Consider the following 24,015-nt stretch of genomic DNA (forward strand, 5'->3'; position numbering starts at 1 on the left):
GCAGTCTGCGTCGGGCGGATTGCCCTGCGCTGCCTCCAGTCTACAGCCGTTTGCCGGCATGGGTCTCCTTCAGCTCTTGCCATCGGAGGCAATCTGAGCATGATTCAGCCAATAATTTCGCCATTATCGGGTGTGGCATGCTTGATCTGGACGAGACCGATCTTCGGATTCTCCGCGCAATGCAAGGTGACGGCAATCTGTCGGTCACCGAGATTGCCTCCCGTGCGGGGCTGTCGCAGTCACCCTGCTCGCGCCGAATCGCCCGCTTGCAGGAACAGGGGGTGATCCGGGGCAAACAGACGGTTCTTGATGCCAGAAAGCTTGGGTTCGACACGCTGATCATCCTGCGCATCAAACTGCAGGGGCACGAGCGCGGTCAGCTCGAAGCCTTCAAGAAAGCGGTGCGGGAGATCCCCGAAATCCAGATCGCGCTGCTGGTGTTGGGCGATTTCGACTTCTATCTTCGGGTCATCGTGCGCGATGTCGACCACTACCAGCAACTGCTGCAAAACAAGCTGGTCTCGTTGCCCGGCGTGCGCGAGATGCAAAGCTCCGTCATCCTTGAGGTGGTCAAGGATTCAAAGACCCTGCCGATCTGAAGCCCATGTCCGACCTGCGGCGCCGGTCGCAGTGTTTCGGGGCCTGAACTCAACCCCAGGGCGGAGGTCGCTTGTCAAGGAAGGCCTGAATTCCCAGCCTCGCCTCCTCAGCTTCCCAGATGTCGGCCAGGCGCGTGATGCTGTCGTCGATCACGCTGGCGTCGATCCGGGGGCCAAGAGAGCGGGCAAGAGACTTGGCGGCCGCAACTGCGCCGGGGGCGGTGGCGAGATAGGGTGCGACCTCGGCCTCGATGGCGGCATCCAGATCGGCCGCATCGACGACGCGGGACACAAGACCAAGTGTCTCTGCCTCATCCGCCTCGAAGACCCGTGCCGACATGAAGACACGCCGCGCCCGGCCCTCGCCCATGCGGGCCAGCACATAGGGGCCGATGGTCGCGGGAATGATGCCCAGCCGGGTTTCCGAGAAACAGAACTTGGTGCCGCGCGCCGCGACCGCAACATCACAGACGCAGGCCATGCCAACGCCACCACCAAAAGCCCCGCCGTGCAGCCGGCCGATCAAGGGCACGGGCAGGGTGTTCAGCGCCTGCAGCATTTCGGCCAGTTTGCGTGCTTCGACCAGACGCTGCGGGCGGTCGGCCTCGATCTGCGCCTTCATCCAGGCAAGATCGCCGCCGGCGCAAAAGGTGGACCCTGCGCCCGACAGCACGACGGCGCGAGTGCCGCGTTCCTCTGCCATTCTGCGGGCGAATTCGGTCAGCTCCGCAATCATGGCAGCGGACAGCACGTTGCGGCGGTCGGGCGTGTTCAGTGTGACATGCACCACGCCGCGAGGGTCGCGACGAACATCAAGCGTTTGCCAGGTCATGTCGGGTTCCTCAATCTATGGGCAAATTCGCCGGCCCGGGCCAGCCGGTCAAGGTCAAGCCCGGTCTCGAAGCCCGCGGCATGAAGCATCGCCGCCACGGCTTCGGTGGCGACATTGCCCTTGGCGCCGGGCGCAAAGGGACACCCACCGAGACCGCCGACCGAACTGTCGAATACCCGCAGGCCCCGATCCAGACTGACCGCGATATTGTCCAGCGCCCGGCCGCGCGTGTCGTGGTAGTGCCCCGCCAGCCGACCCGCCGGAATCCGCGCCAGAACCGCGTCCAGCATCCGGCCGATCGTCTCGGGTGTGCCGGCGCCGATCGTGTCACCCAGACTGACCTGATAGCAGCCCATCCTGACCAGCGCTTCGGCCACTTCGGCCACCGCCTCGGGGCCGACTGGGCCGTCATAGGGGCAATCGGTAACGCAGGACACATAGCCGCGCACCGGGATCATCGCGGTGCGGGCGCTTTGCAGGACAGGCCGGAACCGGTCCAGACTTTCGGCGATCGAGCAGTTGATGTTCCGCTGCGAAAACCCTTCCGAGGCCGAAGCAAAGACCGCCACCTCATCCGCCCCGGCCTCCAGCGCCCGTTCGAAGCCCTGAAGGTTGGGGGTCAGCGCAGCATAGATCACGCCGGGCTTGCGGCGGATACCCGCAAGCACCGCGGCGGCATCGGCCATCTGCGGCACCCATTTCGGGCTGACGAAGCTTGTCACCTCGATATAGGAAAAGCCGCAGTCGGAAAGCTGATCGACAAGGCGGATCTTGTCGGCGGTGTCGATCTGGCGCGCTTCGTTCTGCAACCCGTCGCGCGGGCCCATTTCGTAAAGCGTGACCGCCTCAGGCATCATCCGTCTCCAGTTGCACCAGCATCGTGCCGTCGCTCACCTGATCGCCCTCGGCCACCAGCACCTCGCGCACGGTGGCATCGCGCGGGGCGGTCAGGATATGCTCCATCTTCATCGCCTCCAGCACCAGAAGCGGCGTGCCCTTCGTCACTTTCGTCCCGGCACGGGTGCGCAGCGATGAGACCAGCCCGGGCATCGGTGCGATGACCGCAAGGCCGCCGTCGTGGTCATGCGCGGCCACCTGCAACGGATCGACCGGGGTGAAGTCATGCTTGTGCCCATGCAAAAACAGGCTGATCCGCTCCGGGGCGATCACCACATGCGCCGAGGCCTGGTGGCCATCGCTGGCAAAGCGCAGTGCGCCGCCGCGGTGGTCCAGCAGGTCAAGCGTGACCGCAAGATCAGGGCCGGTTACCCGGAAATGCCGCGGGCCAAGGTGCTGCACCCGCAGGCCAAGAGCGTGGCCCTTGTAGTCCAGCGTCACATGCGCCTCGGCCTGTCCCCAGCCGCGCCAGCCGGTCAGCCGGTCCCAGGGGTCGAGGGTCGCAGCCGGGTCAAGCAGGTGCAACGCTGCAAGCGCCGCCAGCGCCGGTGCCTCGGCGGGCATGGCGGGCCGTTCGGTCAGCCGCGGCAGGTCGCGGGCGATCAGGCCGGTATCGACATGGCCGGCGGCAAAGCCGTCGTGCCGGGCAAGCGCGGCGAGAAACTCGACATTGGTGGTGCAGCCGGCAATCCGGCAGGCGTCCAGCGTCGTGGCCAACTGGCGCAGTGCCGCCGCGCGATCCGGTCCGTGGACGATGACCTTGGCGATCATCGGGTCATACCACGGCGAGATATCATCCCCTTGCCGCACACCCGCATCAATGCGCACCGGCCCGCGGGCAAAGCTGGTCGCCGCCGGAAAGCCGAGATGGGTCAGCCGGCCGATGGCGGGCAGGAACCCCTTGTCGACATCTTCGGCATAAAGCCGGGCCTCGAAGGCATGGCCGGTGATCGCCAGATCCTCTTGCCGGAAGGGCAGCACCTCGCCCGCCGCCACGCGCAGTTGCAGCTCGACGAAATCAAGACCGGTGATCGCCTCGGACACCGGGTGTTCAACCTGAAGCCGGGTATTCATCTCCATGAACCAGAACCCGTCGGCGCGCGGCGGTCCGGCCCCGTCGACGATGAATTCCACCGTTCCGGCCCCTTGATAGCCGATGGCGCGCGCCGCCTCGACTGCCGCCCGACCCATCGCAGCGCGCACCTCGGCGGGCATGCCGGGGGCGGGAGCCTCTTCGATCACCTTCTGGTGGCGGCGTTGCAGGCTGCAATCGCGTTCAAACAGATGGACGACATTGCCATGCGTATCGCCAAAGACCTGAATCTCGATGTGCCGGGGCTGGGTGATGTATTTCTCGACCAGACAGGCCGGGTCGCCGAAGCTGGCCTGTGCCTCGCGCGCCGCACTTTCAAGCGCCTGTGCAAAATCGGCCGGGTCCGTGACCAGCCGCATGCCCTTGCCGCCGCCCCCTGCCCGGGCCTTGATCAGCACCGGATAGCCGATGGCCGCGGCCTCGACGGCCAGCAGCGCGGGCTCTTGCCGTTCGCCGTGATAACCGGGAACCACTGGCACACCCGCGCTTTGCATCAGCGCCTTGGCGGCATCCTTCAGACCCATGGCGCGGATGGCGCTGGCGGGCGGGCCGATGAAAACCAGACCGGCAGCCTGAACCGCCTCGACGAAACCGGGATTTTCCGACAGGAAGCCATAGCCGGGATGGATCGCCTGCGCCCCCGTCCGCAGCGCGGCGGCGATGATCCGGTCGCCGCGCAGATAGCTGTCGGCCACCGCCGCCGGGCCGATATGCACCGCCTCGTCCGCCATGGCGACATGCAGCGCGCCCGCATCGGCGTCGGAATGGACGGCCACCGTGGCAATGCCCAGACGCCGGGCGGTGGTGATGACACGGGCGGCAATCTCGCCCCGGTTCGCAATCAGGATCTTGGTGAACATGGCGCGGGCCTCACATGCGGAACACGCCGAAGCGCGTCTCTGGGATCGGGGCGTTCAGTGTGGCCGACAGCGACAGGGCCAGCACCTGGCGGGTCTGGCGCGGGTCGATGATGCCGTCATCCCAAAGCCGGGCCGAGGCATAAAGCGGGTGCGACTGGCGGTCGAACATCTCGATCGTCGGGCGCTTGAACTCGGCCTCCTCCTCGGCCGACCATGTGCCGCCCTTGCGCTCGATCCCGTCGCGGCGGACGGTGGCCAGAACTCCGGCCGCCTGTTCGCCCCCCATCACCGAAATCCGGCTCATCGGCCAGGTCCACAGAAAGCGCGGGCCATAGGCACGGCCGCACATGCCGTAATTGCCCGCCCCGAACGATCCGCCGACAATCAGGGTGATCTTCGGCACCTGCGTCGTGGCGACCGCGGTGACAAGCTTCGCCCCGTCCTTGGCAATGCCGCGGTTTTCCGCCGTGCGCCCCACCATGAAGCCCGAGATGTTCTGCAAAAACACCAAGGGGATACCGCGCTGCGAACACAGCTCGACGAAATGCGTGGCCTTCAACGCGCTTTCCGAAAAGATCACCCCGTTGTTGCCGATGATGCCCACTGGCATGCCCATGACATGCGCAAAGCCGCAGACGATGGTGGTGCCATAGCGCGGCTTGAATTCGTCAAAACGCGAGCCGTCAACGGTGCGGGCGATCACCTCGCGGATGTCGTAGGGGGTTTTCAGTTCCGCCGGCACAATGCCCATGATCTCGTCCGGGTCATAGGCCGGGTCTTCCGGCGCCTGCAGAGCAAGGCCGGGCCGCTTTTGCCGGTTGAGGCCCGCCACCGCCCGCCGGGCCAGCGCGAGCGCGTGGATGTCGTCATTGGCCAGCAGGTCGGCCACGCCCGACAGCCGGGTATGCACCTCGCCGCCGCCCAGATCTTCGGCCGAGACCACCTCGCCCGTGGCCGCCCGCACCAGCGGCGGTCCGGCCAGAAAGATCGTGCCCTGCCCCTTCACGATGATCGTCACATCCGACATCGCCGGAACATAGGCGCCGCCCGCCGTGCAGGAGCCCATCACCACGGCAATCTGCGCAATGCCCTGCGCCGACATGTTGGCCTGATTGAAGAAGATGCGGCCGAAATGCTCGCGGTCAGGGAAAACCTCGTCCTGATTGGGCAGGTTGGCGCCGCCGCTGTCCACCAGATAGACGCAGGGCAGCCGGTTCTCGGCAGCAATCTCCTGCGCGCGCAGGTGTTTTTTCACCGTCATCGGGAAATAGGTGCCGCCCTTCACGGTGGCATCGTTGCACAGGATCATCACTTCCTGGCCCTCAACCCGCCCGATCCCGGCAATCAGGCCCGCCGAGGGGCTGGCGCTGTCATACATCGCGTGGGCGGCAAACAGGCCAACCTCCAGAAACGGCGAGCCCGGGTCCAGAAGCCGGTCGATCCGCTCGCGCGGCAAAAGCTTGCCCCGGCTTTGGTGCAGCGCGCGGGCCTTGTCGCCGCCCCCCGCCAACGCCAGCCCGGCAGCGGCTGTCACGGTGTCGAAGGCGGCCATGTTGGCGGCCAGATTGGCGCGGAAAGTCTCGCTGCGCGGCGAGATGTGCGAAGTCAGGAGAGTCATGCCGTCATTGCCCCCATAAGCTCGCGCCCGATCAGCATGCGGCGGATTTCGCTGGTGCCGGCGCCGATCTCCATCAGCTTTGCATCGCGGAACAGGCGGGCAACCGGGCTGTCATTCAGGAACCCCGCGCCCCCCATGGCCTGCACCGCCTGATGCGCGACCACCATCGCCTCTTCCGAGGCGTAAAGCACGCAGGCCGCCGCATCGGCGCGCGTCACCTGTCCGCGGTCGCAGGCACGGGCCACCTCATAGACATAGGCGCGGGCTGAATTCAGCTTGGTGTAGATGTCGGCGATCTTGCCCTGCATCAGCTGGAACTGCCCGATGCTTTGTCCGAATTGCTTGCGGCTGACCATGTAGGGCATGATCTCGTCCAGACAGGCCGCCATGATGCCGGTGCCGATGCCCGACAGCACCACCCTTTCGTAATCCAGCCCCGACATCAGCACGCGCACGCCCTTGCCTTCGGACCCCAGCACGTTTTCCGCCGGCACCTCGACATTGTCGAAGATCAACTCCGCCGTGTTCGAGCCGCGCATCCCCAGCTTGTCGAAATGCATCGACGTGCTGAACCCCTGCATGGTCTTTTCGACGATGAAGGCGGTGATGCCCTTGGACCCGGCCTGCGGATCGGTCTTGGCATAGACCACCAGCACATCGGCATCCGGTCCGTTGGTGATCCAGTATTTCGTGCCGTTCAGCACATAGGCGTCGCCATTGCGATCAGCCCTGAGCGTCATCGACACCACATCCGACCCGGCCCCCGCCTCGGACATGGCCAGCGCGCCGACCTGGGTGCCGGCAATCAGGCCCGGCAGGTATTTCCTGCGCTGCGCCGGGGTGCCGTTCAGCTTGATCTGGTTGACGCACAGGTTCGAATGCGCGCCATAGCTCAGCGCCACCGAGGCCGAGGCACGGGCGATTTCCTCGACTGCGATGACATGGGCAAGATAGCCCATCCCCGCCCCGCCATATTCCTCGGGCACGGTGATGCCCAAAAGGCCAAGGCCGCCCATCTCGGCCCAAAGTTCGGCCGGAAAGGCATTTTGCCGGTCGACCGCGGCGGCCATCGGCTTGACCCGGTCTTGCGCCCAGCGATGCACCATGTCGCGCAGCGCGTTCACCTCTTCGCCGAGATCGAAGCTCATCGAGTGCAGAAACATGCCCTTCCCTCCCTATTCCGCCGCCACCGCCGCAGAGGTCTTGTCTTGCAAGGCGGCGCGGAGCCGGTCGCGCCGCGCCATCTGTCGTTTGAAAGCCGCGTCCTTGACCGGACCATAGCCGCGGATGTCCCGCGGCAGGGACAGAAGTTCGCGCAGCGTCGGCAGCGTCTCGGCGGTCAGGGTTTGTGCCGCCAGCGCCAGATCGGCCTCGTAAAGGGCAATCAGGGCGCGCTCCAGCTTGCGGTCGTGGCTCTGGCCGAACGGGTCGGCCCAGGTGCCGCGCAGCGGCTTCAGCCGGGCCAGCAGGCGCAGCACCGGCAGGATCCACGGCCCGAATTCGCGCTTGCGGGGCCGGCCATCAGCGGCCTTGCCCGGCAGGATCGGCGGGGCAAGGTTCAGCGCGATGCGGTAGTCGCCGGAAAATTCAGCCTCCAGACCGGCACGGAAGGCCGGAAGGGAATAAAGCCGGGCGACCTCGTATTCGTCCTTGTAGGCCAGAACCTTGGCATAGGCCTCGGCGGCGATGCGGGGCAGGTCCGCGGCACCGATCCGCGCCGCCGCCGCGACGACCCCGGCAAGCCCGGCGCGGTAACGCTCGGCCAGCGCCGCATTCTGATAGTCCGTCAGATGCGCTGCGCGCCGCGCGATCAGGGCGTCCAGCGACAGGGGTTCGGGTGGCTTCGGCACATGCGCCAGCAGCTCGACCCGCGCCGGGTCATGCGCCAGAAGCCGCCCCCAGTTGAAGGCGTCGGTGTTGGCCCTTACCGCCGTGCCGTTCAGGGCAATCGCCTCAAGGATCGAGGCGCTTGCCAGCGGCACCAGCCCGTTTTGCCAGGCATAGCCCAGCATCATCAGGTTCGCGCCGATCTCGTCGCCGGTCAGCCTTTGCGCCAGGGCCGAGAAGTTGCGGAAATGCCGGGCAGAGCGCACGGCCGCCGTGACCGAAGCCTCGACCTGCGGTTCGCGGAAATCGAAATCGCGGAGGCGGACGAAATCGGACACCGGGGTAATGCGGGTGTTCAGCACGGCCTCGGTCCGGTCGGGACTGCACAGCAGGATGGCATCCTTCGACGCGGCCACCACCGAATCCGCCGCGAGCAAGAGATCAGCAGACCCCGCGGCAATCCGCGGCGCGGCGATGGGCCGGTCGGGGCGCGAAATGCGGACATGGCTCATCACCGCACCGCCCTTTTGCGCCAGCCCGGCCATGTCCAGCACCATCGGGATCTTGCCCTCGACATGGGCGGCCATGCCCAGAATGGCGCTGATCGTCAGAACCCCCGTGCCGCCCACCCCGGCCAGCGCAAGGTTCCAGGCCCGGTCGATCTCCGGCAGGTCCGGTTCAGGCAGGGCCGTGACATCCGCCCCGCCTTGCGGCTGGTTCTTGCGCAAACCGCCCCCGCGCACCGTCACGAAGGACGGGCAGAAGCCCTTGAGGCAGGAGTAGTCCTTGTTGCAGGCCGACTGGTTGATCCGCCGCTTGCGGCCCAGTTCGGTTTCCAGCGGCTCCACCGCGATGCAGTTCGATTTCTCGGAACAGTCGCCACAGCCCTCGCAGACCTGCGGGTTGATCCACAGCCGCAGCGGCGGGTCTTCCAGCGCGCCGCGTTTGCGGCGGCGGCGCTTTTCGGCGGCGCAGGTCTGTTCAAAGACGATGATGGTGACGCCCGGCACCTCGCGCAGCTCCAGCATCACCGCGTCAATCTCGTCGCGGTGGCGGATCGCGGTTCCGGGGGCGAGATCGGCGGGGCGGTAGACCTCGGGGTGATCCGACATCAGCACGATGCGGGCGACGCGCTCGTGATACATCTGGTGGGTGATCTGCTGCGGCGTCAGCACCCCGTCGATCGGTTGGCCGCCAGTCATCGCAACCGCATCATTGACCAAAATCTTGTAGGTGATGTTCGCCCCCGCCGCGACCGACTGGCGGATGGCCAGATGGCCCGAGTGGAAATAGGTGCCGTCGCCGAGATTGACGAAGCGGTGCTTTTCGTCGGTGAACCGGCTGATCGCCGTCCACGGCACGCCCTCGGCCCCCATATGGGTAAAGGTCTCGGTCCGCCGGTCCATCCACTGCGCCATGAAGTGACAGCCAATCCCGGCCATCGCCTTGGACCCTTCCGGCACGCGGGTCGAGGTGTTGTGCGGGCAGCCGGCGCAGTAATGCGGCAGGCGCAGCACGGGGGGCGCATGTTCGGCGCCGCGCGCCTCGGCGCGGTGCAGCACTTCGGTCCGGGCGCGCAGATGGGCGGCCATGCCCTCGGGCAGATCCAGCCGCAACAGACGTTCGGCAATCGCGCCCGCGACGGAACCGACGGTCAGCCCGGCCGACAGGTGCAGGAAGGGATGGCCCGCCTCATCGAACTTGCCGACGATGCGGGGGCGCACGTCGGGGCGCCAGTTGAACAGCTGTTCCTTGATCTGGTTCTCGATGATCTCGCGGCGTTCCTCGACGATCAGCACCTCCTCCAGCCCGCGGGAGAAGGCGCGGATGCCTTCGGGCTCCAGCGGCCACGGCATGCGGACCTTGTAAAGCCGCATCCCGATCGCCGCCTGTTCCTGCGGCCCCAGCCCCAGCTCGGCCAGCGCCTGCCGCACATCCTCATAGGCCTTGCCCGAGGCGACGATACCGAAGCGGGCGTTCGGGTGGTCGATCACCAGCCGGTCCACCCCGTTGGCGCGGGCAAAGGCGATAGCGGCATAGCCCTTGTGTTCCTGCAACCGCTCGTCCTGCACCAAGGGCGGATCGGGCCAGCGCAGGTTCAGCCCATCGGGCGGCAGCTCGAAATCGGTCGGCAGCACGAACTGCCGCGCCTCTTGCGCCAGATCGACGACCGAGGTGATTTCCACGGTTTCCGAGATCACCTTGAAGCCGACCCAGCAGCCCGAATAGCGCGACATGGCGATGCCCAGCAGGCCCATTTCCAGGAACTCATGCACCGACGAGGGGTAAAGCATCGGCATCAGGGCCGAGATGAAGGCATGGTCCGACTGGTGCGGAATGGACGAGGATTTGCAGGTGTGATCGTCGCCGGCAATTGCCAGAACGCCGCCGTGCCGCGACGATCCGGCGGCGTTGGCGTGCTTGAACACATCGCCCGACCGGTCCACGCCCGGCCCCTTGCCATACCAGATGCCGACGATGCCGTCCTTGCGCGCGCCCGGCGACAGGTGCAGCTGCTGGCTGCCCCAGACGGCGGTGGCGGCGAGGTCTTCGTTCAGCCCGGGCTGGAACACCACCTCATGCCGGTCGAGATGTTTGCGCGCCTTGACCAGTTGCTGGTCATAGGCCCCCAAGGGCGAGCCGCGATAACCCGAGATGAAGCCCGCCGTGTTCAGCCCCGCCGCCCGGTCGCGGCGGATCTGGGTCATCGGCAACCGCACAAGCGCCTGCGTGCCGGTCAGATAGACCGCCCCGCGTTCCGCCGTGTATTTGTCGTCCAGCGAAATGGCCATCCGCGGTCCTTCCCTCATTCGCGCGGTGCAAACTGAGACAACCTTACTGCGGGCGCCCTGAAACAAGGTCGCTATTGCTGACCTTGTTCTTCGGCGATATGGTACATTGTATTTGATGAGGCGCCGATTTGCACGCCCTGTTGTCCAAATATGTTATCAATGCAAGACTTGTCGCCAAGCGGGGAAAGCCATGGATCTGGATGATTCGGACAAGCGCATCCTTCGGGCGCTGCAGACGCAGCCCGAACTGACCATGCGCGAACTGGCCGATGTGACCGGCCTCAGCCATTCGCCCTGCTGGCGGCGGTTGCAGCGGTTGCAGGCCGATGGCGCCATTACCCCGCGCCGCTTTGTCATCGACCCCGAGGCGGTGGGCTATGAAATCCTGGCGTTCTGTTTCGTGAAGATCAGCCACCACCAGCGCGACCGGCTGCGCGCCTTTGAAGATGCGGTGGCGCAGGTGCCTGCGGTGATGCAATGCTACTCGCTCAGCGGCGAATACGACTATGTGCTGCAGGTCATCGCCGCCAGCGTCCGCGACTACGAGGCGACGGTGAAGAACGCGCTGGTCGAATTGCCGAACGTGCAGTCGATCAACACCAGCTTTACCCTGAAACGGGTCAAGCACAGTCTGAACGTGCCGATCTGACTGCAACCACCGGGGCCGTGGGCAGTTGCACCACGCGGAACCGCGCCGGCGACGTTCACAGATGCTTGCGGTAGGTCTTGGAAAACTGGCTCGGTCCGGAAAAGCCGCAGGCAAAGGCCACTTCGGTCACGGACATCTCGGTTTCGCGCAGCAGCGCCGTGGCCCGGGCAAGCCGGATCCTGATGTAATACTGGCTTGGCGACAGGTTCAGATGCCGGGCGAACAGCCGTTCCAGCTGGCGGACAGATGTCCGCAGCATTTCGCCGATTTCAGCGACCTGCAGCACGCTGTCGATGTGACCTTCCATGATCCGGATCGCACCGGAGAGGACTTCGCTGCGCACGCCGAGAAGCGCGTTCAGCGACACCCTCTGTTTCGCGCCGGGCTGGCGGACGTGGCCGTAGATCATCATGTCGGCCACCTGATTGGCCAGATCGCCGCCATGCGACTGGCCGATCAGATGCAGCATCAGGTCGGCGGCGGCGGTTCCCGAGGCGGCGGTCGAGATGCGCGACAACACGAAGGCCTGATCGCTGGCCACGGCGGCGGGGTGCCGTTCGGCAAAACCTTGGGCAAACTGCCAGTCGACGGCACATTCCTGACCGTTCAGCAGCCCCGCGCGGGCCAGCGCCTCCAGCCCGCCGCAAAGGCCGATGATGGCAACGCCATGGGCATGCTGGCGCCGCAGATACGCCGGCAGCGCGGGCGTGTCTGCCGTCAGACTGCGGTGTCCCCCGACGACGACCAGCGTGTCGGCTCGGGACAGGTTGCGCAACGCGCCATCCACCAGAATCGTCGTGCCGCAGGACGACTTCACCGGCCCGCCATCGACCGACAGGGTTTGCCAGGCGAAAGTCGGCATGCCGCTGGCACAGTTGGCCAGCCGCAACGGCTCCATCGCGCAGGCAAAGGACACCTGCGTAAAGCCATCGAGCAGCAGGAAGACAAGGTGCTGCGTCGCGCCACGTCCGGTCAGAGGGCGAAGGAAGGTCATGTCCGTGCCGCGCTGCCTGTCAATCCATCGGCGAAGCGCCGCCCGCGGCCGCAAAGGCCGCGATCAGCGGCTGCATCCGGGCGACGCGCTCTTCGGCCCCTTCGGGTTTGCGAGCATCGCGCAGCACCTGCTTCCAGACATCGGTGGCCCGCTCGGTCGAGGTCCTGGCGCCATGTTCGCTCCAGGTGCCGAAATTGTTCAGATCGGCCACGATCGGGGCGTAGAACGCGGTCTGATACCGGTCCATGGTGTGCTGGGTCTGGAAGAAATGCCCGCCCGGTTGCACATCGGCAATCGCGTCAAAGCCGATCTCGGCGGCAGAGCCGGACGGCCGGCTGGCCAGTTCGGAAAAAACCTGCAGACTTTCGATGTCATTGATGAATTTCTCGTAGCCGAAGGTCAGGCCACCCTCCAGCCAGCCGGCGGTATGGACGATCAGCGTGCCGTGCGCCAGCGATGCCCCCCACAGCCCCATGGTGGTTTCCAGCGCCGCCTGCATGTCTGCGGTGTTCGATGCCGCCCCCGAGGCGGTGCGCCAGGGCAGGCCGATATGCCGCGCCAGCTGGCCGCCGCCGATCTGCATCTTGAGATGCTCGGGGGTGCCATAGGCGGGTGCGCCGCTTTTCATGTAGACGTTCGAGGAAAACCCGCCATAGCTGACCGGGCAACCCGCGCGGGCAAGCTGTGTCAGGGTGATCGCTGCCAGGGCTTCGGCGTGTTGCAGCGTCAGGGCGCCCGCCGGTGTGATCGGGGCCATGGCGCCCGCCAGACAGAAGGGTGTCACGATGCACATCTGGCCGGCGCGGGCAAAGTCGATCAGGCCCTGTGCCATCGGATTGTCAAGCAGCCGGGGCGAGTTGGTGTTGATCACCGTGCTGACCCAGACATCGCGGGCGAATTCGGCATCCGACAGGCCAAGCGCAGTCTGGATCAGTTCGAACCCCTGCTGCACCTGCCCCGGCCCGCGCGAGAACAGGAACAGCGGCTTGTCGGAATGTTCCAGCTGCGCCTGCAGCGTGGCGTAGTGGCGCAGATGCACCGGCACGTCCTGTGGCTCGGTCATCGGGCCAAGCATGTGGATGACGTCGTAATGCTGGCACAGCTGCACCGTCTCGACAAAATCGGCGATGGAGCCGGGGCGGCGGCCCCGGTCGCGGTCAGTCGCATTGGGACAGCCGACACCGGCCATGAAGATCATCGCGCCCTGTGCATAGTCCTGATCGCGCAAGGGGTTCGGGGCGCGCAAGGCCCAGCGTTTCGGTGCCGAGGCCAGGGCGGCCCGCACGATGTCCTTGCCGATGAAGACCATGTCATCGACCACCTTCGCGCCCGCCGCAGCATAGATCTGCCGCGCTTCGGGCAGGAGCACGCGCATGCCGAGTTCCTCCAGCACGCGCAGGGCGGTGTCGTGGATCGCGGCGATCTCGTCGTCGGAGAACATGGCCTGCGCCGGGAACGGGTGGCGCAACTGGCGATAGTTCGGCTGCCGGGTGACTTTGGGCGCCTGCTCGCGGCTGCGGCGGCGCGTGCGGGTGTCGGGCTCGGGGGTCGGTTCCATGGTGGCACGTCTCCTTGGTCAGGCGATTGGGTCAACCAGATCGGTCGCGCCGATCCAGCTCATAGAACAGGGCAGCAGCCCGCGGCTTGGATGCAGGCGAAGGGCGCCCTCGTGGCGACAGGCGGCTGGCCTTTCCGGTTGTTCAGGCCCTCTTTCAAAAGACCGGGCGCAGGGTCATGGCGGGTCATGACGTTTCCCGCAGATCAACTGCGCATCGCCCGACCCGCGGGGTCATAGGGTGAGCCCACGATGACGGTGGCCGCCACCTCCTGCCCGACGATATGGGTGGAAAGCCGCGAGCCGGGGTTGGCAACTGCCCGGTCGACCATGGCCATGGCAAGGCTTTTGCCGACCGTGTGGCCATAACCGCCCGAGGTGACGAAACCCACAACCTTGCCCGCCTGCCAGATCGGCTCATAGCCCGAGGCGTCCGCATCGGTCGCCGCAATTTCCAGCGTGACCAGCACGCGGTTCGAGGCGGTCGCGCGCTCGGCCAGCGCGGCATCGCGACCGATGAAGGCGGGCTTGTCCCAGCCGATGAAGCGGTCCATCCCGGTTTCGCCTGGGGTATAGCCCTGGGTGAATTCTCGCGACCAGATGCCAAAGCTTTTCTCCAGCCGCAACGACAGGACAGCGTTGAAGCCGATCTCGCGCAGGCCATGACCAGCGCCCACGGCCAACAGCAATTTGCGCAGCGTGGCATGTTCCAAAGCCCCGCAGTTGATCTCATATCCCGTCTCACCCGTCACCGACATGCGCGCCACCCGGGCGCGGATCAGGCCGATGTCGAGCATCTGGCAAGCCATGAAGGGCATGGCCTTGGCCGACAGATCCTGATGCGTCAGGCCTTGCAGGATCTCGCGCGCCTTCGGACCGACAAGGGCAAAGCCGCCCACCGCATCGGAAATGTCGCGCACCGTCACGCCGGGGGCGGCATGGGTTTCGAACCAACGCATGTGCCATTGCCGCAGGTAATACGACCCCATGATCCAATAGCGGCCATCGCCCCAGTTCAACAGTGTCAGATCGCCCTTGAGCTTGCCGTTTTCGCCCAGCATCGGGGCCAGCGTGGCACGGCCCGGTTTCGGCAGGTTGCAGGCAAAGATGCCGTCCAGCCAGCCCGCCGCCCCGGGGCCGCCCACCTCGTAGCGCGAAAAGGCGGTGATATCCAAAAGCCCGGCGGCGGTGCGGGCGGCGCGGGCCTCCTCGCCGATCAGGTCGAAAGCGTTGGACCGCTTCAGCGACGGGGTTTCCTCGAACCCGTCCGGCGCGAAATACAGCGGCTGTTCCAGACCCCAGCCCGCGCCCCAGCGGCAGCCTGCCGCGGTCATGCCCTCATAGGCGCCGGGGGTCTTCAGGGTGCGGCCGGCGGGCAGTTGTTCGTTCGGATAAGACATCACGAAGCGGCGCGAATAGAACTGGCCGGTGGTCTGCCGGATATATTCGCGGTTCGAAGCAAACTCGCCATAGCGCGCAATGTCCATGCCGTAGATATCGGCCTGCGGCTCGCCGCCGATCATCCATTCCGCCAGCGATTTGCCCACCCCGCCGCCCTGCAGGAAGCCTGCCATCACGCCGCAAGCCACCCAGTAATTGCGCAAGCCCCGCACCGGGCCGACCAGCGGGTTGCCATCGGGTGAAAAGGTGAAGGCGCCATTGACCCAACGCTTGACGCCCGCGGTGTTCAGGCAGGGGAAGCGCTGGAAGCCCAGCGAAAGCTCGTCCTCGATGCGGCCGAGGTCTTCCTGGATCAGCTCGACCCCGAAATCCCAGGGCGCGCCATCCATGTTCCAATGCTGGTACTTGCGCTCATAGATCCCCATCAGCAGGCCCTTTTGTTCCTGCCTGGTGTAGGTAAAGCCTTCCAGATCGACGATCAGCGGGATTTCGCCCGCCATCCCGACCAGTTCGGGAATGGCTTCCGTGACCAGGTAGTGATGTTCCATCGGCGAGACCGGCAGGTCGACACCGGCCATGCGCCCCACCTGCTTGGCCCAAAGCCCGCCCGCGTTGACCACATGTTCGGCCAGGATCACGCCCTTGTCGGTGCGCACCTCCCATTGGCCATCGGCACGCTGGTGCAGGCTTTCCACCTTGGTATGCTCGACAATATCCGCCCCCCGGTTCTTTGCGGCGCGGGCATAGGCATGCACCACCGCCGAGGGGTCGATATGGCCCTCGCGGTCGCTCCACATGCCGCCGATGATACCTTCGGTCGAGATGATCGGGCAGCGGCGCCTGATCTCGTCGGGGCCGATCAGCTCCACGTCGTCGATTCCGAGCGACTGGAAGGTGCGATAGGCCGATTGCAGCCATTCCCAGCGCGCCGGCGCCGAGGCGACAGAGATGCCGCCGGTCATGTGCATGCCGATGTTGATACCCGATTCCGCCCCGACCTCGGTCAGCAGGTCGATGGTATAGGCCTGCAGGGCGGCAATGTTCGGATCGGCATTCAGCGCATGAAACCCGCCCGCCGCGTGCCAGCTGGAGCCGGCGGTCAGCACGTCGCGCTCGACAATGGCGACATCGCTCCAGCCAAACTTCGTCAGGTGGTAGGCAACCGAAGCACCCACGACTCCACCGCCGACAATGACCACGCGGTAGTGATTCTTCATGAGGCACCTCCTGTTGCTGAAAGGCTGCCATGAAGGTACACTAATGTCTAGTTTTATCCACACACAAATGGACGGACGGATGCAGAATCGCCGAAGTGCCACGGCAGAACCCTGCCGCGCCGTGCCGGAAAGCATATCTGACCTTAGAAAGAAATCTGCGCAACTTACAGAAAAGCGTCAGACTTTTGAACGCTTTGGCAACTTGAACACCTTTTCGTCGACCCGATCCGCCAGCTCCTGGCACTGGCGCGCATCCGGCGCGACACCGGTAAAGATGTGGATGTAGGTCGGCCCATGCGAAAAGCGGACCTCGGGCTCCTCGAGCACGTCAAGGGTGTACTGACCGATCTGGGTGAAATAGATCACCCGAGCCCGGATCAGGGCCTCCTGTTCGCGATAGCCATAGCGCAGGAACATCCGGCGCAGGGCATCGACGCGCAACGTGTCGGCCTCGACCACGACGGCGCGCACCGCGGGCGAGCGGCGCCCCCAAAGCCTGACCGCAATGTCCAGCGCCGGGTCGAACAGCGCCTCGTCAATCCAGCACTCAAAGACGCTGATCAGCGCCCGGTTCACATCTGGCTCCGGCCGCATTGCCCGTTCAATGATCGGGCTGGTGTTCTTGCGCAGCCAATCGTCAAGCATCGCCTTGTGCAGATCCTCGCGGCTTTCGAAATGCCAGTAAAAGCTGGACCTTGCGACGCCCAACTGCTTGGCCATGATCTGCACCTTGACCCGGTCGATGCCATCGTCGACCAGAGTGCGCAGGGCAAGATCCAGCCAGTCCTGCCGGCTGAGCCGTTCAGAGCGCTCCGCCTCCAACTCCGGGCTGTCTTCCGCGCCGATATGGCTCTGCTCGGTCATCCTGGTCTTCCTGTCCTGCCTGTGGCCAAGCATAGGCCCTGACCATCCGTTCTTGCAATGCACGATGCCAGAGCGTTTGCGGAAGCCGCAAGACGGCCCGGCGCAAGGACTGCCACGCCCCGCAGGCAGGTTGCCATCACCACAGAGAGCCAACGTGCAAGACTGTCCCCTTGCGAATGCCACCCATCCCCGGGTTTCAAGGGCACATCCCGAGGCACCCCGGCAAGTCCAAGCGCCAATCCACCCGATATATTCAATATTTTCCGAATATTGCCCAAGCTCCACTCCCGATCACCCGCGGCACTTGACTCGAATCAGTCCAGATGTTTGGCTTCATTAGGTACATAAATGTCCCTAAATTTGACAAATACGGCAACAGGGAGATCAAGATGACAGAAGAGCTGCACCCACCGGCCCATCCCGGCGCGGTCCTGTTTTCCGATGAATGCCAGCGCGGCCAGCTCGACCGCCGGGAATTCATGACCCGGGCGACCGCGCTCGGCGTTTCGGCGGCCGCGGCCTATGGCCTGCTGGGCCTTGAGACCCCGGTCGCCGCGCAAGAGGCCCCCGCCACGGGCGGCACGCTGCGCATGGCGATGGAAACCCGCCCCGGCAAGGACCCGCGCACCTGGGATTGGGCAGAACTGGCGAACTTTGCCCGGGGCTGGCTCGACTATCTGGTCGAATATGAAGCCGACGGCTCGCTGCGGCCGATGCTTCTGGAAAGCTGGGAGGTCAATGACAATGCCACCGAATTCACGCTGCATGTCCGCAAGGGCGTGAGCTGGAACAACGGTGACGCCTTTACCGCGGACGATGTGGTGCGGATCATCACCGACTGGTGCGACGCCAATGTCGAAGGCAACTCGATGGCGGCGCGCATGGGCGGGCTGGTGGACGAGACGACCAAAAAGGTCCGCGACGGTTCCGTCACCAAGGTGGACGACCACACCGTCAGGCTGACCCTGCCCGCACCCGACATCTCGATCATCGTCGGCATGGCGGACTATCCGGCAGCGGTCTACCACGCCAGCTATGCGGGCGGCGACAACGCGGCAAGCCCGGTCGGAACTGGCCCCTACCTGCCGGACGTCAACGAAATCGGCGTCAAGCAAACGCTTGTGCTCAACCGCGACCATACCTGGTGGGGCACTGCCGTCTATGGCGGGCCCTACCTTGAAAAGATCGAATACATCGACCTCGGGACCGATCCGTCCAGCGTCGTCGCCGCAGCCGGGTCGGGCGAGATTGACGCCTCCTACCGCAGCCAGGGGGATTTCATCGACCAGCTTGACGCCATCGGCTGGACCAAATCCGAAGCCGTGACCGCGGCCACGCTGGCGGTGCGGTTCAACCAGGCCTCGGATCTCTACAAGGACAAGGCCGTCCGCCGGGCGCTGCAATCCTGCGTCGACAACAAGGTGGTGCTGGAACTGGGCTACAGCGGCCTTGGCCAACCTGCCGAAAACCATCACGTCTGCCCAATTCACCCGGAATACGCCCCGCTTCCGCCGCTGGTCGTCGATCCGGCCGCCGGCAAAGCCGCGATCGAGGCGGCAGGGCTGATCGACACCGAGTTCGAGCTGATCTCGCTGGAAGACGACTGGCAGGCGGCGACCTGCGACGCCGTTGCGGCGCAGATCCGCGACGCCGGGATCACCATCAAGCGCACCACGCTGCCCGGCTCGACCTTCTGGAACGACTGGACCAAGTATCCGTTCTCGGCCACCGAATGGAACATGCGCCCGCTTGGCGTGCAGATCTTCTCGCTCGCCTACAAGTCCGGTGTCGCCTGGAACGAAACCGCGCTGAACAATGCCGATCTCGACGCCGCTCTGGCCGAAGCGCTGTCGATCTCTGATGCTGCGGCGCGCAAGGTGGTGATGGAGAAGATCGAAAGGATCATGCAGGATGAGGGCGTGCTGATCCAGCCCTACTGGCGTTCGCTTTACCGCCACACCGCGCCGGAAATTCATGGTTGCGAACAGCACCCGATGATCGAGCATCATCACTACAAATGGTGGAAAGCGCAGGCCTGAGCGGTCTTCAGGGCCGCGCGGTCAGATCCCGGGCGGCTCCGTCCGCCCGGATTTCCTGTCCCCGCATCTGCCACATCAGGCCAAATTGCCTCTCAGTCACAGGATGTTGCCCCCGCCGTCTTGCACCCTCCGCCACGTCTGCGTCCTTTTTCTGGTGCGGCAGGAACCCGTCACGATCCCAGCCTGCAAGCCTGAAACAGCGGCGCCGATCCGCGAATGAGAGGCATGGCGCAGCCGCTCCAGCAGGTTGAAATCGCACAGGGCCAAGGCCAGCGCCTGATACCAGTGCCGGGCCACGACGGCTGCAGCGATATTACGCCGGAACGGCGGCTTCCAGCCTTGCGTCGTCGAACCGGGCGCACAGGGCCAGAACGTCGTCGCGATCCCTGCTCAGGCAAGCGGCGGTGGACAGCGCGTCCGCAAGAGCGGCCGACCCCGCAGAAACCGAGATCGCCCGCCAGCGCGACTGGACTGGCCGGCCGGTTTCGGGGTTGAGAATATGGCTGCTCTCACCATCGCCCGCGAAGGTCATGCCGAGCGGGGCAGAAGTGGCCAGCGCCCGGTTCCTCAGGGCAACGCTGCCCCCCGAGGCCAGTTGCACCGGCCAGTCGCCTTCGGGCAGGGCGCGCAACTCGCCGCTGTCGATCAGCGCGCGCGTCAGGCCGTTGTCGGCGAGCAGCGCCGCTACACGGTCGGCGATGTAGCCCTGGGCAATCCCGTTCAGCGTCAGCGCCATGCCGGGGCGCAGTGCGATGGCGTCTGACGAAAGGCCGACGCCCTGCCAGCCGATCAGGGCACGGGCTGCAGAACGCTGCGCATCCGAAAGGCGCTGACCTGCCCCCCGCGCCCCGGCCTCGGCCTGCCACAGCGGCTGGATGGTCGGGTCGAACCGCCCGCCACTGGCCGCATGGACCCGCCCGGCAAGGGCCAGGCATTCCAGAAGCTCGAACGGGGGGGCAAGAAGCTGCCCGTTGCGGTTCAGGCGCAACAGCGCTGAGTCCGGCAGGTAGATCGAGAAGACGCCTTCCAGCCGCCGAATTTCGGCCATGGCCATTCGGGCAAGCCGCGGGGCCTCGGGGTGCTGCAACCGCAGAGTCACCCGCGCGCCCAACGCCAGTCCGGTTTCGACATGCAGATCGGGCGCGCGTGCCAACGCGTGCGACGGCATCAATGCGGCGGAAATCGCGATGAAGCGGCGGCGGGTCAGCATGGTCAACCTCCCGTCGCGCCGGACAAGGATTTCAGGCGGCGCGCATAATCCGCATCGCCCTCGGCCTCGGGCGACTCGGCGGCAAGGAGGGTGGCGTCGGCGATGGCCTCCAGCCCGACGACGCTGCCGCCATGCTGCGCTGCAAAGGCCGCGGCGGCGGCCGGATCGGCGAAGGGCACCACTTCGGGCGCGCCCATGCCGCCCTCGGCATCCGACTGGACGACGAAATGCGCCGTAGTGGCGTCGATCCAGTTGTCCGCCCCCGGCTCTGCCCAGCTGGCCCCCGCCGCCCCCATGTCGCTGACATAGATCGCCAGGACCCGGTGGCTTTGTTCCGGCAGGCGCAGATAGGCGACTGTATCGCTGGCCTGGCTGAAGAACAGCGGTGCCCCCGGCAGGCCTTCCAGGTGGATCTGGCCTTTCGGGCCTTCATGCTCCAGCAGGTTCATCTGGCAGAAATATCCCAGCGTCTCCGGCTTCAGCGGCAGGGGGGCGGTGTTCTGCGCGACCTCTTCCTGACAGGCGGCGAGAGCGAGGACGAACAGCAAGGCGCGTTTCATGGCGTGACCTTTCGGAAGGCGGCGGCGGCAAGGGCCAGAGCGGCCAGCGGCCAGAGAAGGACCGAGGCAAGGGATTGCCACAGCGGGATGGTGTCGGCAGCGCCGCCGACGCCGGCCGCGGCGGCGGTGGCGCCCGAGGCGGTCAGGTTGAACAGCCGGAAAGCATCGGCCGGATTGACCAGAAGCGCGACCGGGAAGGCCTCGGTGGTGAACCAGCCGCCGTTGTCGGCGACGATGGCGGACAGCAGGCCAAGATCATAGAGCACGACCAGCCCAAGCCAAAGCCCGATGGCCAGCCCGGCCGCCCCCGAAGGGCGACGGGACAAGGCGGAAAGCGCATAGCCGGCACCCAGGAACGTCGCGCCCAGAAGCACCGAGGACCACGAAAGCCGCCAGAGGGCAGGCAGGCCGGTCAGCGCCTCGGGGTCGTTCCAGATCGCAACACCCGCGGCAAGCCCGTGGCCCAGCAGCAGCGCCAGCGCCAGAATTGCCAGATGCGCCGCCAGCTTGCCGATCAGCACCGCCTCGCGCGCGATGGGATAGGCCAGCAACAGCGGCAGCGTGCCGCGCTCGGCCTCGCCGGCGATGGCGTCAAAGCTCATCAGCAGCGCCAGAAGCGGGATCAGATAGACCGACAGCGAGGTCAGCGAGGCCACGGTGACAGACAACCGGTCCACCCCCAACCCTCCCGTCGGGGCAGAACCGGCCAGCGCCAGCACGAGCGAGAACACCGCCATCACCGCAAGCGCGATGGAGACCCAGCGGTTGCGCAGGGCGATGCGAAACTCGGTTCGGGCGGTCGAGAGGATGCGCTTCATTGGACGGTCCCCCGGCTGAAATGGCTGTAAAGGTCTTCAAGACTTGGCGGCAGCACGTCCAGATCGGCCACCTTGTCACCCAGCCCGGCAATGCGGCCAAGCTGGGCAAGCTTTTCGGACTGCGTGCAGGTCAGGTGCAAGGCCCCGTCCACAAGGATCGCCCCCGGCAGGCTGCGGGCAATCTCGGGCGCGGAACCGTTCCTTGCCGTCACATGCAGCGTGACCGGCAGGTCGGCGCGGCGTCTCAACTCGGCCAAGCTGCCCTCGGCCACCATCCGGCCCTTGGACAGGATCACGATCCGGTCGGTCCGCGCCTCGACCTCGGTCAGCGCATGCGAGGAGAGCAGGATCGAGGCCCCCTGCTTTGCAAGGTCGTCCAGGAGTGCATAGAACTCGCGCCGCGACACCGGGTCCAGACCCGAGGTCGGCTCGTCCAGCACCAGAAGCCGGGGTTGGCCGATCAGCGCCTGCGCCAGACCGACACGCTGACGCATACCCTTGGAATAGGTGCCGATCCGCCGGCGGGCGGCCTGCGCCAGCCCCACCTTTTCCAGCAACCCCATCGCCTGCGACGGGCTTTCGCCACGCAGCACGAGGTAATGGCGCAGCTGTTCCTCGCCGGTCAGGGCGGGGTGAAAGGCCACATTCTCGGGCAGATAGGCCACCGAACGCCGGGCAGCGATAGAGCCCGGAGCCGCGTCGCAGACGCTGATCTGCCCGCTGGTCGCCGGGATCAGGCCAAGGATGATCTTCATCATCGTCGACTTGCCCGCGCCGTTGTGGCCCAGAAGCGCGACCCGTTCACCGGGCGCGACCGACAGGCTGACCCCGGTCAGGGCCGCCACCTCGCCGAACCGTTTAGTGAGTTGCGAGATCGTCAGGGTCGAGGTCATCATATGTGCCTTTGCTCCATCTTCCGGCGACGTCGGTCTCAAGGGCGGCGATGTCGTCGGGGACGGGAATGGTGATGGGCTGCATCAGCGGGTGGCTGTCCGTAACCCCGCCCGGCAGGATCGCCGGGAACGAGGCTTGCGACCAGCGCACCAGTTGCACCGCAGGCGAGCCGGTCAGAAGCTGCGCCGCAGGTTGCGACCACAGGATATGGTCCATCAGATCGTTCGGACGGAAGACCCCATCCGCGATGCCATCGCCGTTCAGGTCGAAGGCGGGATGGTCGGACCAGAAGTTGCCGCGGCCCTCGAAGCTCCACTCCATGAACCGGGTGCCGACATATTTCACCTGCTCCTGATTTCCAAGAAAGGCGTTGTCGGTCAGCATGTTGCGCTCTGACCCGGCGGTAAAGTGGATGCCGATGCCGCAGCCTTCGAAACGGTTGCCGAACAAGAGATTCTTGTGGGCGTTGTAGATGAACAGGCATTTCTTCGTGCCGCCACGCACCAGATTGCCGGCCACGTCGGCGCCGTTGGCGAAGTTCAGCATGAGGCCATGTTCGCGGTCACCAAGCGACAGGTTGTCCTTCACCACCACCCGGTCGGAAAACATCACCGCAAAGCCAAGGTGATTGCCGATCGAGATATTGCCGGTGATCTCGCTGTCGTGGGTGTACATGTAATGGACCGCAAAGCGCAGGTCGCGGAACAGGTTGTTGCGGTAGGTGCCTTTCTTCGAGGCGTTGGAGAAGATGCCGTCGCGGCCCCAGCGCACGGAATTGCCCTCGATCACGGTGCCGGGGCTGTTCCAGACATAAAAGCCGTTGCCGCGTTCGTTCATCCGCTGGTTCTGGCGGCCTTCGATGGTATTGCCGCGGACCAGCGTGTCCAGCCCGCCGTGAACGTCGATGCCGTGCATGTTGTCGGTCAGGCGGTTGCCCTCGATCCGCGCCCGATCGGCACCCTTCACGATCTTGATCCCGGCGTCGAGCGTCTGGTTGACCTTGCCCGAGCCGGTGATGTGCAACCCGGTCAGCACTACGTCATCGGCCGTTATGGTGACGACGCTGCCCTGACCCTGGCCGTCGAGGGTGGCCGTGCCGTCACCCTGCAGCGTCAGCGTCCGGTCGATGGTGACGGGGCCCGCATAGGCCCCGCCAGAGAGGATCAGCACATCGCCGGGGGCAGCCCCGGCGATGGCGGCGGCCAGCGTGCCTTCGCCCGGCGCGACATGCAGCTCCGCCGCCGCAAGCGGCGCGGACAGCAAGGTCAGCAGGGCGACAAGGCAGCGGCGCATCGG

Annotated in this window: 18 protein-coding genes; 3 read left to right on the forward strand and 15 right to left on the reverse strand. The window is 65.7% G+C overall.

Annotated elements, in window-relative coordinates:
* Window positions 1–137: 137 nt before the first annotated feature.
* A complete protein-coding gene (locus G4Z14_RS07215; RefSeq protein WP_164624172.1) occupies window positions 138–599 on the forward strand; it encodes an Lrp/AsnC family transcriptional regulator in 462 nt (153 codons plus the stop codon).
* 49 nt (window positions 600–648) lie between these two features.
* Here the strand turns inward: G4Z14_RS07215 and G4Z14_RS07220 are convergent, their stop codons facing one another.
* The 6 genes from G4Z14_RS07220 to G4Z14_RS07245 are packed head-to-tail and all read right to left on the reverse strand — an operon-like array spanning window position 649 to window position 10,518.
* Window positions 649–1,431, reverse strand: a complete 783-nt coding sequence (locus G4Z14_RS07220) for a crotonase/enoyl-CoA hydratase family protein (RefSeq protein WP_164624174.1) — start codon at window positions 1,429–1,431, stop codon at window positions 649–651.
* Entirely contained in the window at window positions 1,428–2,285 is an 858-nt protein-coding gene (locus G4Z14_RS07225) for a hydroxymethylglutaryl-CoA lyase (protein WP_164624176.1), read from the reverse strand. The genes G4Z14_RS07220 and G4Z14_RS07225 overlap by 4 nt, the downstream gene beginning before the upstream one ends.
* Window positions 2,278–4,281 carry an acetyl/propionyl/methylcrotonyl-CoA carboxylase subunit alpha gene (locus tag G4Z14_RS07230; protein ID WP_164624177.1) on the reverse strand — a complete coding sequence of 668 codons (2,004 nt, stop codon included), beginning with the start codon at window positions 4,279–4,281 and terminating at the stop codon, window positions 2,278–2,280. Before G4Z14_RS07230 ends, G4Z14_RS07225 begins: the two co-directional genes overlap by 8 nt.
* Window positions 4,282–4,291: 10 nt before the next feature.
* On the reverse strand, window positions 4,292–5,899 hold the full coding sequence (locus G4Z14_RS07235) for a carboxyl transferase domain-containing protein (protein ID WP_164624179.1): 1,608 nt from the start codon (window positions 5,897–5,899) through the stop codon (window positions 4,292–4,294).
* Complete coding sequence (locus G4Z14_RS07240) at window positions 5,896–7,062, reverse strand: acyl-CoA dehydrogenase family protein (RefSeq protein ID WP_164624181.1); 1,167 nt, start codon at window positions 7,060–7,062, stop codon at window positions 5,896–5,898. Before G4Z14_RS07240 ends, G4Z14_RS07235 begins: the two co-directional genes overlap by 4 nt.
* A 12-nt stretch (window positions 7,063–7,074) precedes the next feature.
* On the reverse strand, window positions 7,075–10,518 hold the full coding sequence (locus G4Z14_RS07245) for an indolepyruvate ferredoxin oxidoreductase family protein (RefSeq protein WP_164624183.1): 3,444 nt from the start codon (window positions 10,516–10,518) through the stop codon (window positions 7,075–7,077).
* 190 nt (window positions 10,519–10,708) lie between these two features.
* Between G4Z14_RS07245 and G4Z14_RS07250 the strand changes: the two genes are divergently transcribed.
* Window positions 10,709–11,167, forward strand: a complete 459-nt coding sequence (locus tag G4Z14_RS07250) for an Lrp/AsnC family transcriptional regulator (protein WP_164624185.1) — start codon at window positions 10,709–10,711, stop codon at window positions 11,165–11,167.
* A 55-nt stretch (window positions 11,168–11,222) separates the two neighbouring features.
* Here the strand turns inward: G4Z14_RS07250 and G4Z14_RS07255 are convergent, their stop codons facing one another.
* The 4 genes from G4Z14_RS07255 to G4Z14_RS07270 form a co-directional block, all read right to left on the reverse strand.
* Window positions 11,223–12,161, reverse strand: a complete 939-nt coding sequence (locus G4Z14_RS07255; RefSeq protein WP_164624187.1) for a GlxA family transcriptional regulator — start codon at window positions 12,159–12,161, stop codon at window positions 11,223–11,225.
* A gap of 19 nt (window positions 12,162–12,180) precedes the next feature.
* Window positions 12,181–13,719 carry a trimethylamine methyltransferase family protein gene (locus G4Z14_RS07260; RefSeq protein ID WP_164624189.1) on the reverse strand — a complete coding sequence of 513 codons (1,539 nt, stop codon included), beginning with the start codon at window positions 13,717–13,719 and terminating at the stop codon, window positions 12,181–12,183.
* A 203-nt stretch (window positions 13,720–13,922) separates the two neighbouring features.
* Entirely contained in the window at window positions 13,923–16,334 is a 2,412-nt protein-coding gene (locus G4Z14_RS07265; RefSeq protein ID WP_164624191.1) for a GcvT family protein, read from the reverse strand.
* A 177-nt stretch (window positions 16,335–16,511) separates the two neighbouring features.
* The gene (locus G4Z14_RS07270; RefSeq protein ID WP_164624193.1) at window positions 16,512–17,198 is read right to left on the reverse strand and encodes a TetR/AcrR family transcriptional regulator; all 687 of its coding nucleotides are present in this window, start codon (window positions 17,196–17,198) and stop codon (window positions 16,512–16,514) included.
* A gap of 389 nt (window positions 17,199–17,587) precedes the next feature.
* Here G4Z14_RS07270 and G4Z14_RS07275 point away from each other — a divergent pair, with 389 nt between their 5' ends.
* Window positions 17,588–19,237, forward strand: a complete 1,650-nt coding sequence (locus G4Z14_RS07275; RefSeq protein WP_164624195.1) for an ABC transporter substrate-binding protein — start codon at window positions 17,588–17,590, stop codon at window positions 19,235–19,237.
* 313 nt (window positions 19,238–19,550) lie between these two features.
* Here G4Z14_RS07275 and G4Z14_RS07280 read toward each other — a convergent pair whose 3' ends face one another.
* From G4Z14_RS07280 to G4Z14_RS07300, 5 genes are read right to left on the reverse strand one after another with little or no spacing between them, the layout of a single operon-like run.
* Window positions 19,551–20,447: an FAD:protein FMN transferase gene (locus G4Z14_RS07280; RefSeq protein WP_227751584.1), complete on the reverse strand. Its 897-nt coding sequence runs from the start codon at window positions 20,445–20,447 to the stop codon at window positions 19,551–19,553.
* A gap of 2 nt (window positions 20,448–20,449) precedes the next feature.
* Complete coding sequence (locus G4Z14_RS07285) at window positions 20,450–21,007, reverse strand: nitrous oxide reductase accessory protein NosL (RefSeq protein WP_164624197.1); 558 nt, start codon at window positions 21,005–21,007, stop codon at window positions 20,450–20,452.
* Window positions 21,004–21,825, reverse strand: a complete 822-nt coding sequence (locus G4Z14_RS07290; RefSeq protein ID WP_164624199.1) for an ABC transporter permease — start codon at window positions 21,823–21,825, stop codon at window positions 21,004–21,006. The genes G4Z14_RS07285 and G4Z14_RS07290 overlap by 4 nt, the downstream gene beginning before the upstream one ends.
* The gene (locus tag G4Z14_RS07295; RefSeq protein ID WP_164624703.1) at window positions 21,822–22,718 is read right to left on the reverse strand and encodes an ABC transporter ATP-binding protein; all 897 of its coding nucleotides are present in this window, start codon (window positions 22,716–22,718) and stop codon (window positions 21,822–21,824) included. The genes G4Z14_RS07290 and G4Z14_RS07295 overlap by 4 nt, the downstream gene beginning before the upstream one ends.
* Complete coding sequence (locus tag G4Z14_RS07300) at window positions 22,684–24,012, reverse strand: nitrous oxide reductase family maturation protein NosD (RefSeq protein WP_164624201.1); 1,329 nt, start codon at window positions 24,010–24,012, stop codon at window positions 22,684–22,686. The genes G4Z14_RS07295 and G4Z14_RS07300 overlap by 35 nt, the downstream gene beginning before the upstream one ends.
* Between the last annotated feature and the right edge of the window lie 3 nt (window positions 24,013–24,015).

Origin of the sequence: Tabrizicola oligotrophica (assembly GCF_011008935.1) — a bacterium.
GTDB classification, from domain to species: domain Bacteria; phylum Pseudomonadota; class Alphaproteobacteria; order Rhodobacterales; family Rhodobacteraceae; genus Tabrizicola_A; species Tabrizicola_A oligotrophica.

Excerpts from the sequence above, each read along its gene's own strand:
- G4Z14_RS07265 (WP_164624191.1), bottom strand. The coding sequence starts at position 16,334 with ATGAAGAATCACTACCGCGTGGTCATTGTCGGCGGTGGAGTCGTGGGT.
- G4Z14_RS07220 (WP_164624174.1), bottom strand. The coding sequence starts at position 1,431 with ATGACCTGGCAAACGCTTGATGTTCGTCGCGACCCTCGCGGCGTGGTG.
- G4Z14_RS07235 (WP_164624179.1), bottom strand. The coding sequence starts at position 5,899 with ATGACTCTCCTGACTTCGCACATCTCGCCGCGCAGCGAGACTTTCCGC.
- G4Z14_RS07255 (WP_164624187.1), bottom strand. The coding sequence starts at position 12,161 with ATGACCTTCCTTCGCCCTCTGACCGGACGTGGCGCGACGCAGCACCTT.
- G4Z14_RS07225 (WP_164624176.1), bottom strand. The coding sequence starts at position 2,285 with ATGCCTGAGGCGGTCACGCTTTACGAAATGGGCCCGCGCGACGGGTTG.
- G4Z14_RS07285 (WP_164624197.1), bottom strand. The coding sequence starts at position 21,007 with ATGAAACGCGCCTTGCTGTTCGTCCTCGCTCTCGCCGCCTGTCAGGAA.
- G4Z14_RS07290 (WP_164624199.1), bottom strand. The coding sequence starts at position 21,825 with ATGAAGCGCATCCTCTCGACCGCCCGAACCGAGTTTCGCATCGCCCTG.
- G4Z14_RS07260 (WP_164624189.1), bottom strand. The coding sequence starts at position 13,719 with ATGGAACCGACCCCCGAGCCCGACACCCGCACGCGCCGCCGCAGCCGC.
- G4Z14_RS07295 (WP_164624703.1), bottom strand. The coding sequence starts at position 22,718 with ATGACCTCGACCCTGACGATCTCGCAACTCACTAAACGGTTCGGCGAG.
- G4Z14_RS07270 (WP_164624193.1), bottom strand. The coding sequence starts at position 17,198 with ATGACCGAGCAGAGCCATATCGGCGCGGAAGACAGCCCGGAGTTGGAG.
- G4Z14_RS07250 (WP_164624185.1), top strand. The coding sequence starts at position 10,709 with ATGGATCTGGATGATTCGGACAAGCGCATCCTTCGGGCGCTGCAGACG.
- G4Z14_RS07280 (WP_227751584.1), bottom strand. The coding sequence starts at position 20,447 with ATGCTGACCCGCCGCCGCTTCATCGCGATTTCCGCCGCATTGATGCCG.
- G4Z14_RS07215 (WP_164624172.1), top strand. The coding sequence starts at position 138 with ATGCTTGATCTGGACGAGACCGATCTTCGGATTCTCCGCGCAATGCAA.
- G4Z14_RS07275 (WP_164624195.1), top strand. The coding sequence starts at position 17,588 with ATGACAGAAGAGCTGCACCCACCGGCCCATCCCGGCGCGGTCCTGTTT.
- G4Z14_RS07240 (WP_164624181.1), bottom strand. The coding sequence starts at position 7,062 with ATGTTTCTGCACTCGATGAGCTTCGATCTCGGCGAAGAGGTGAACGCG.
- G4Z14_RS07300 (WP_164624201.1), bottom strand. The coding sequence starts at position 24,012 with ATGCGCCGCTGCCTTGTCGCCCTGCTGACCTTGCTGTCCGCGCCGCTT.
- G4Z14_RS07230 (WP_164624177.1), bottom strand. The coding sequence starts at position 4,281 with ATGTTCACCAAGATCCTGATTGCGAACCGGGGCGAGATTGCCGCCCGT.
- G4Z14_RS07245 (WP_164624183.1), bottom strand. The coding sequence starts at position 10,518 with ATGGCCATTTCGCTGGACGACAAATACACGGCGGAACGCGGGGCGGTC.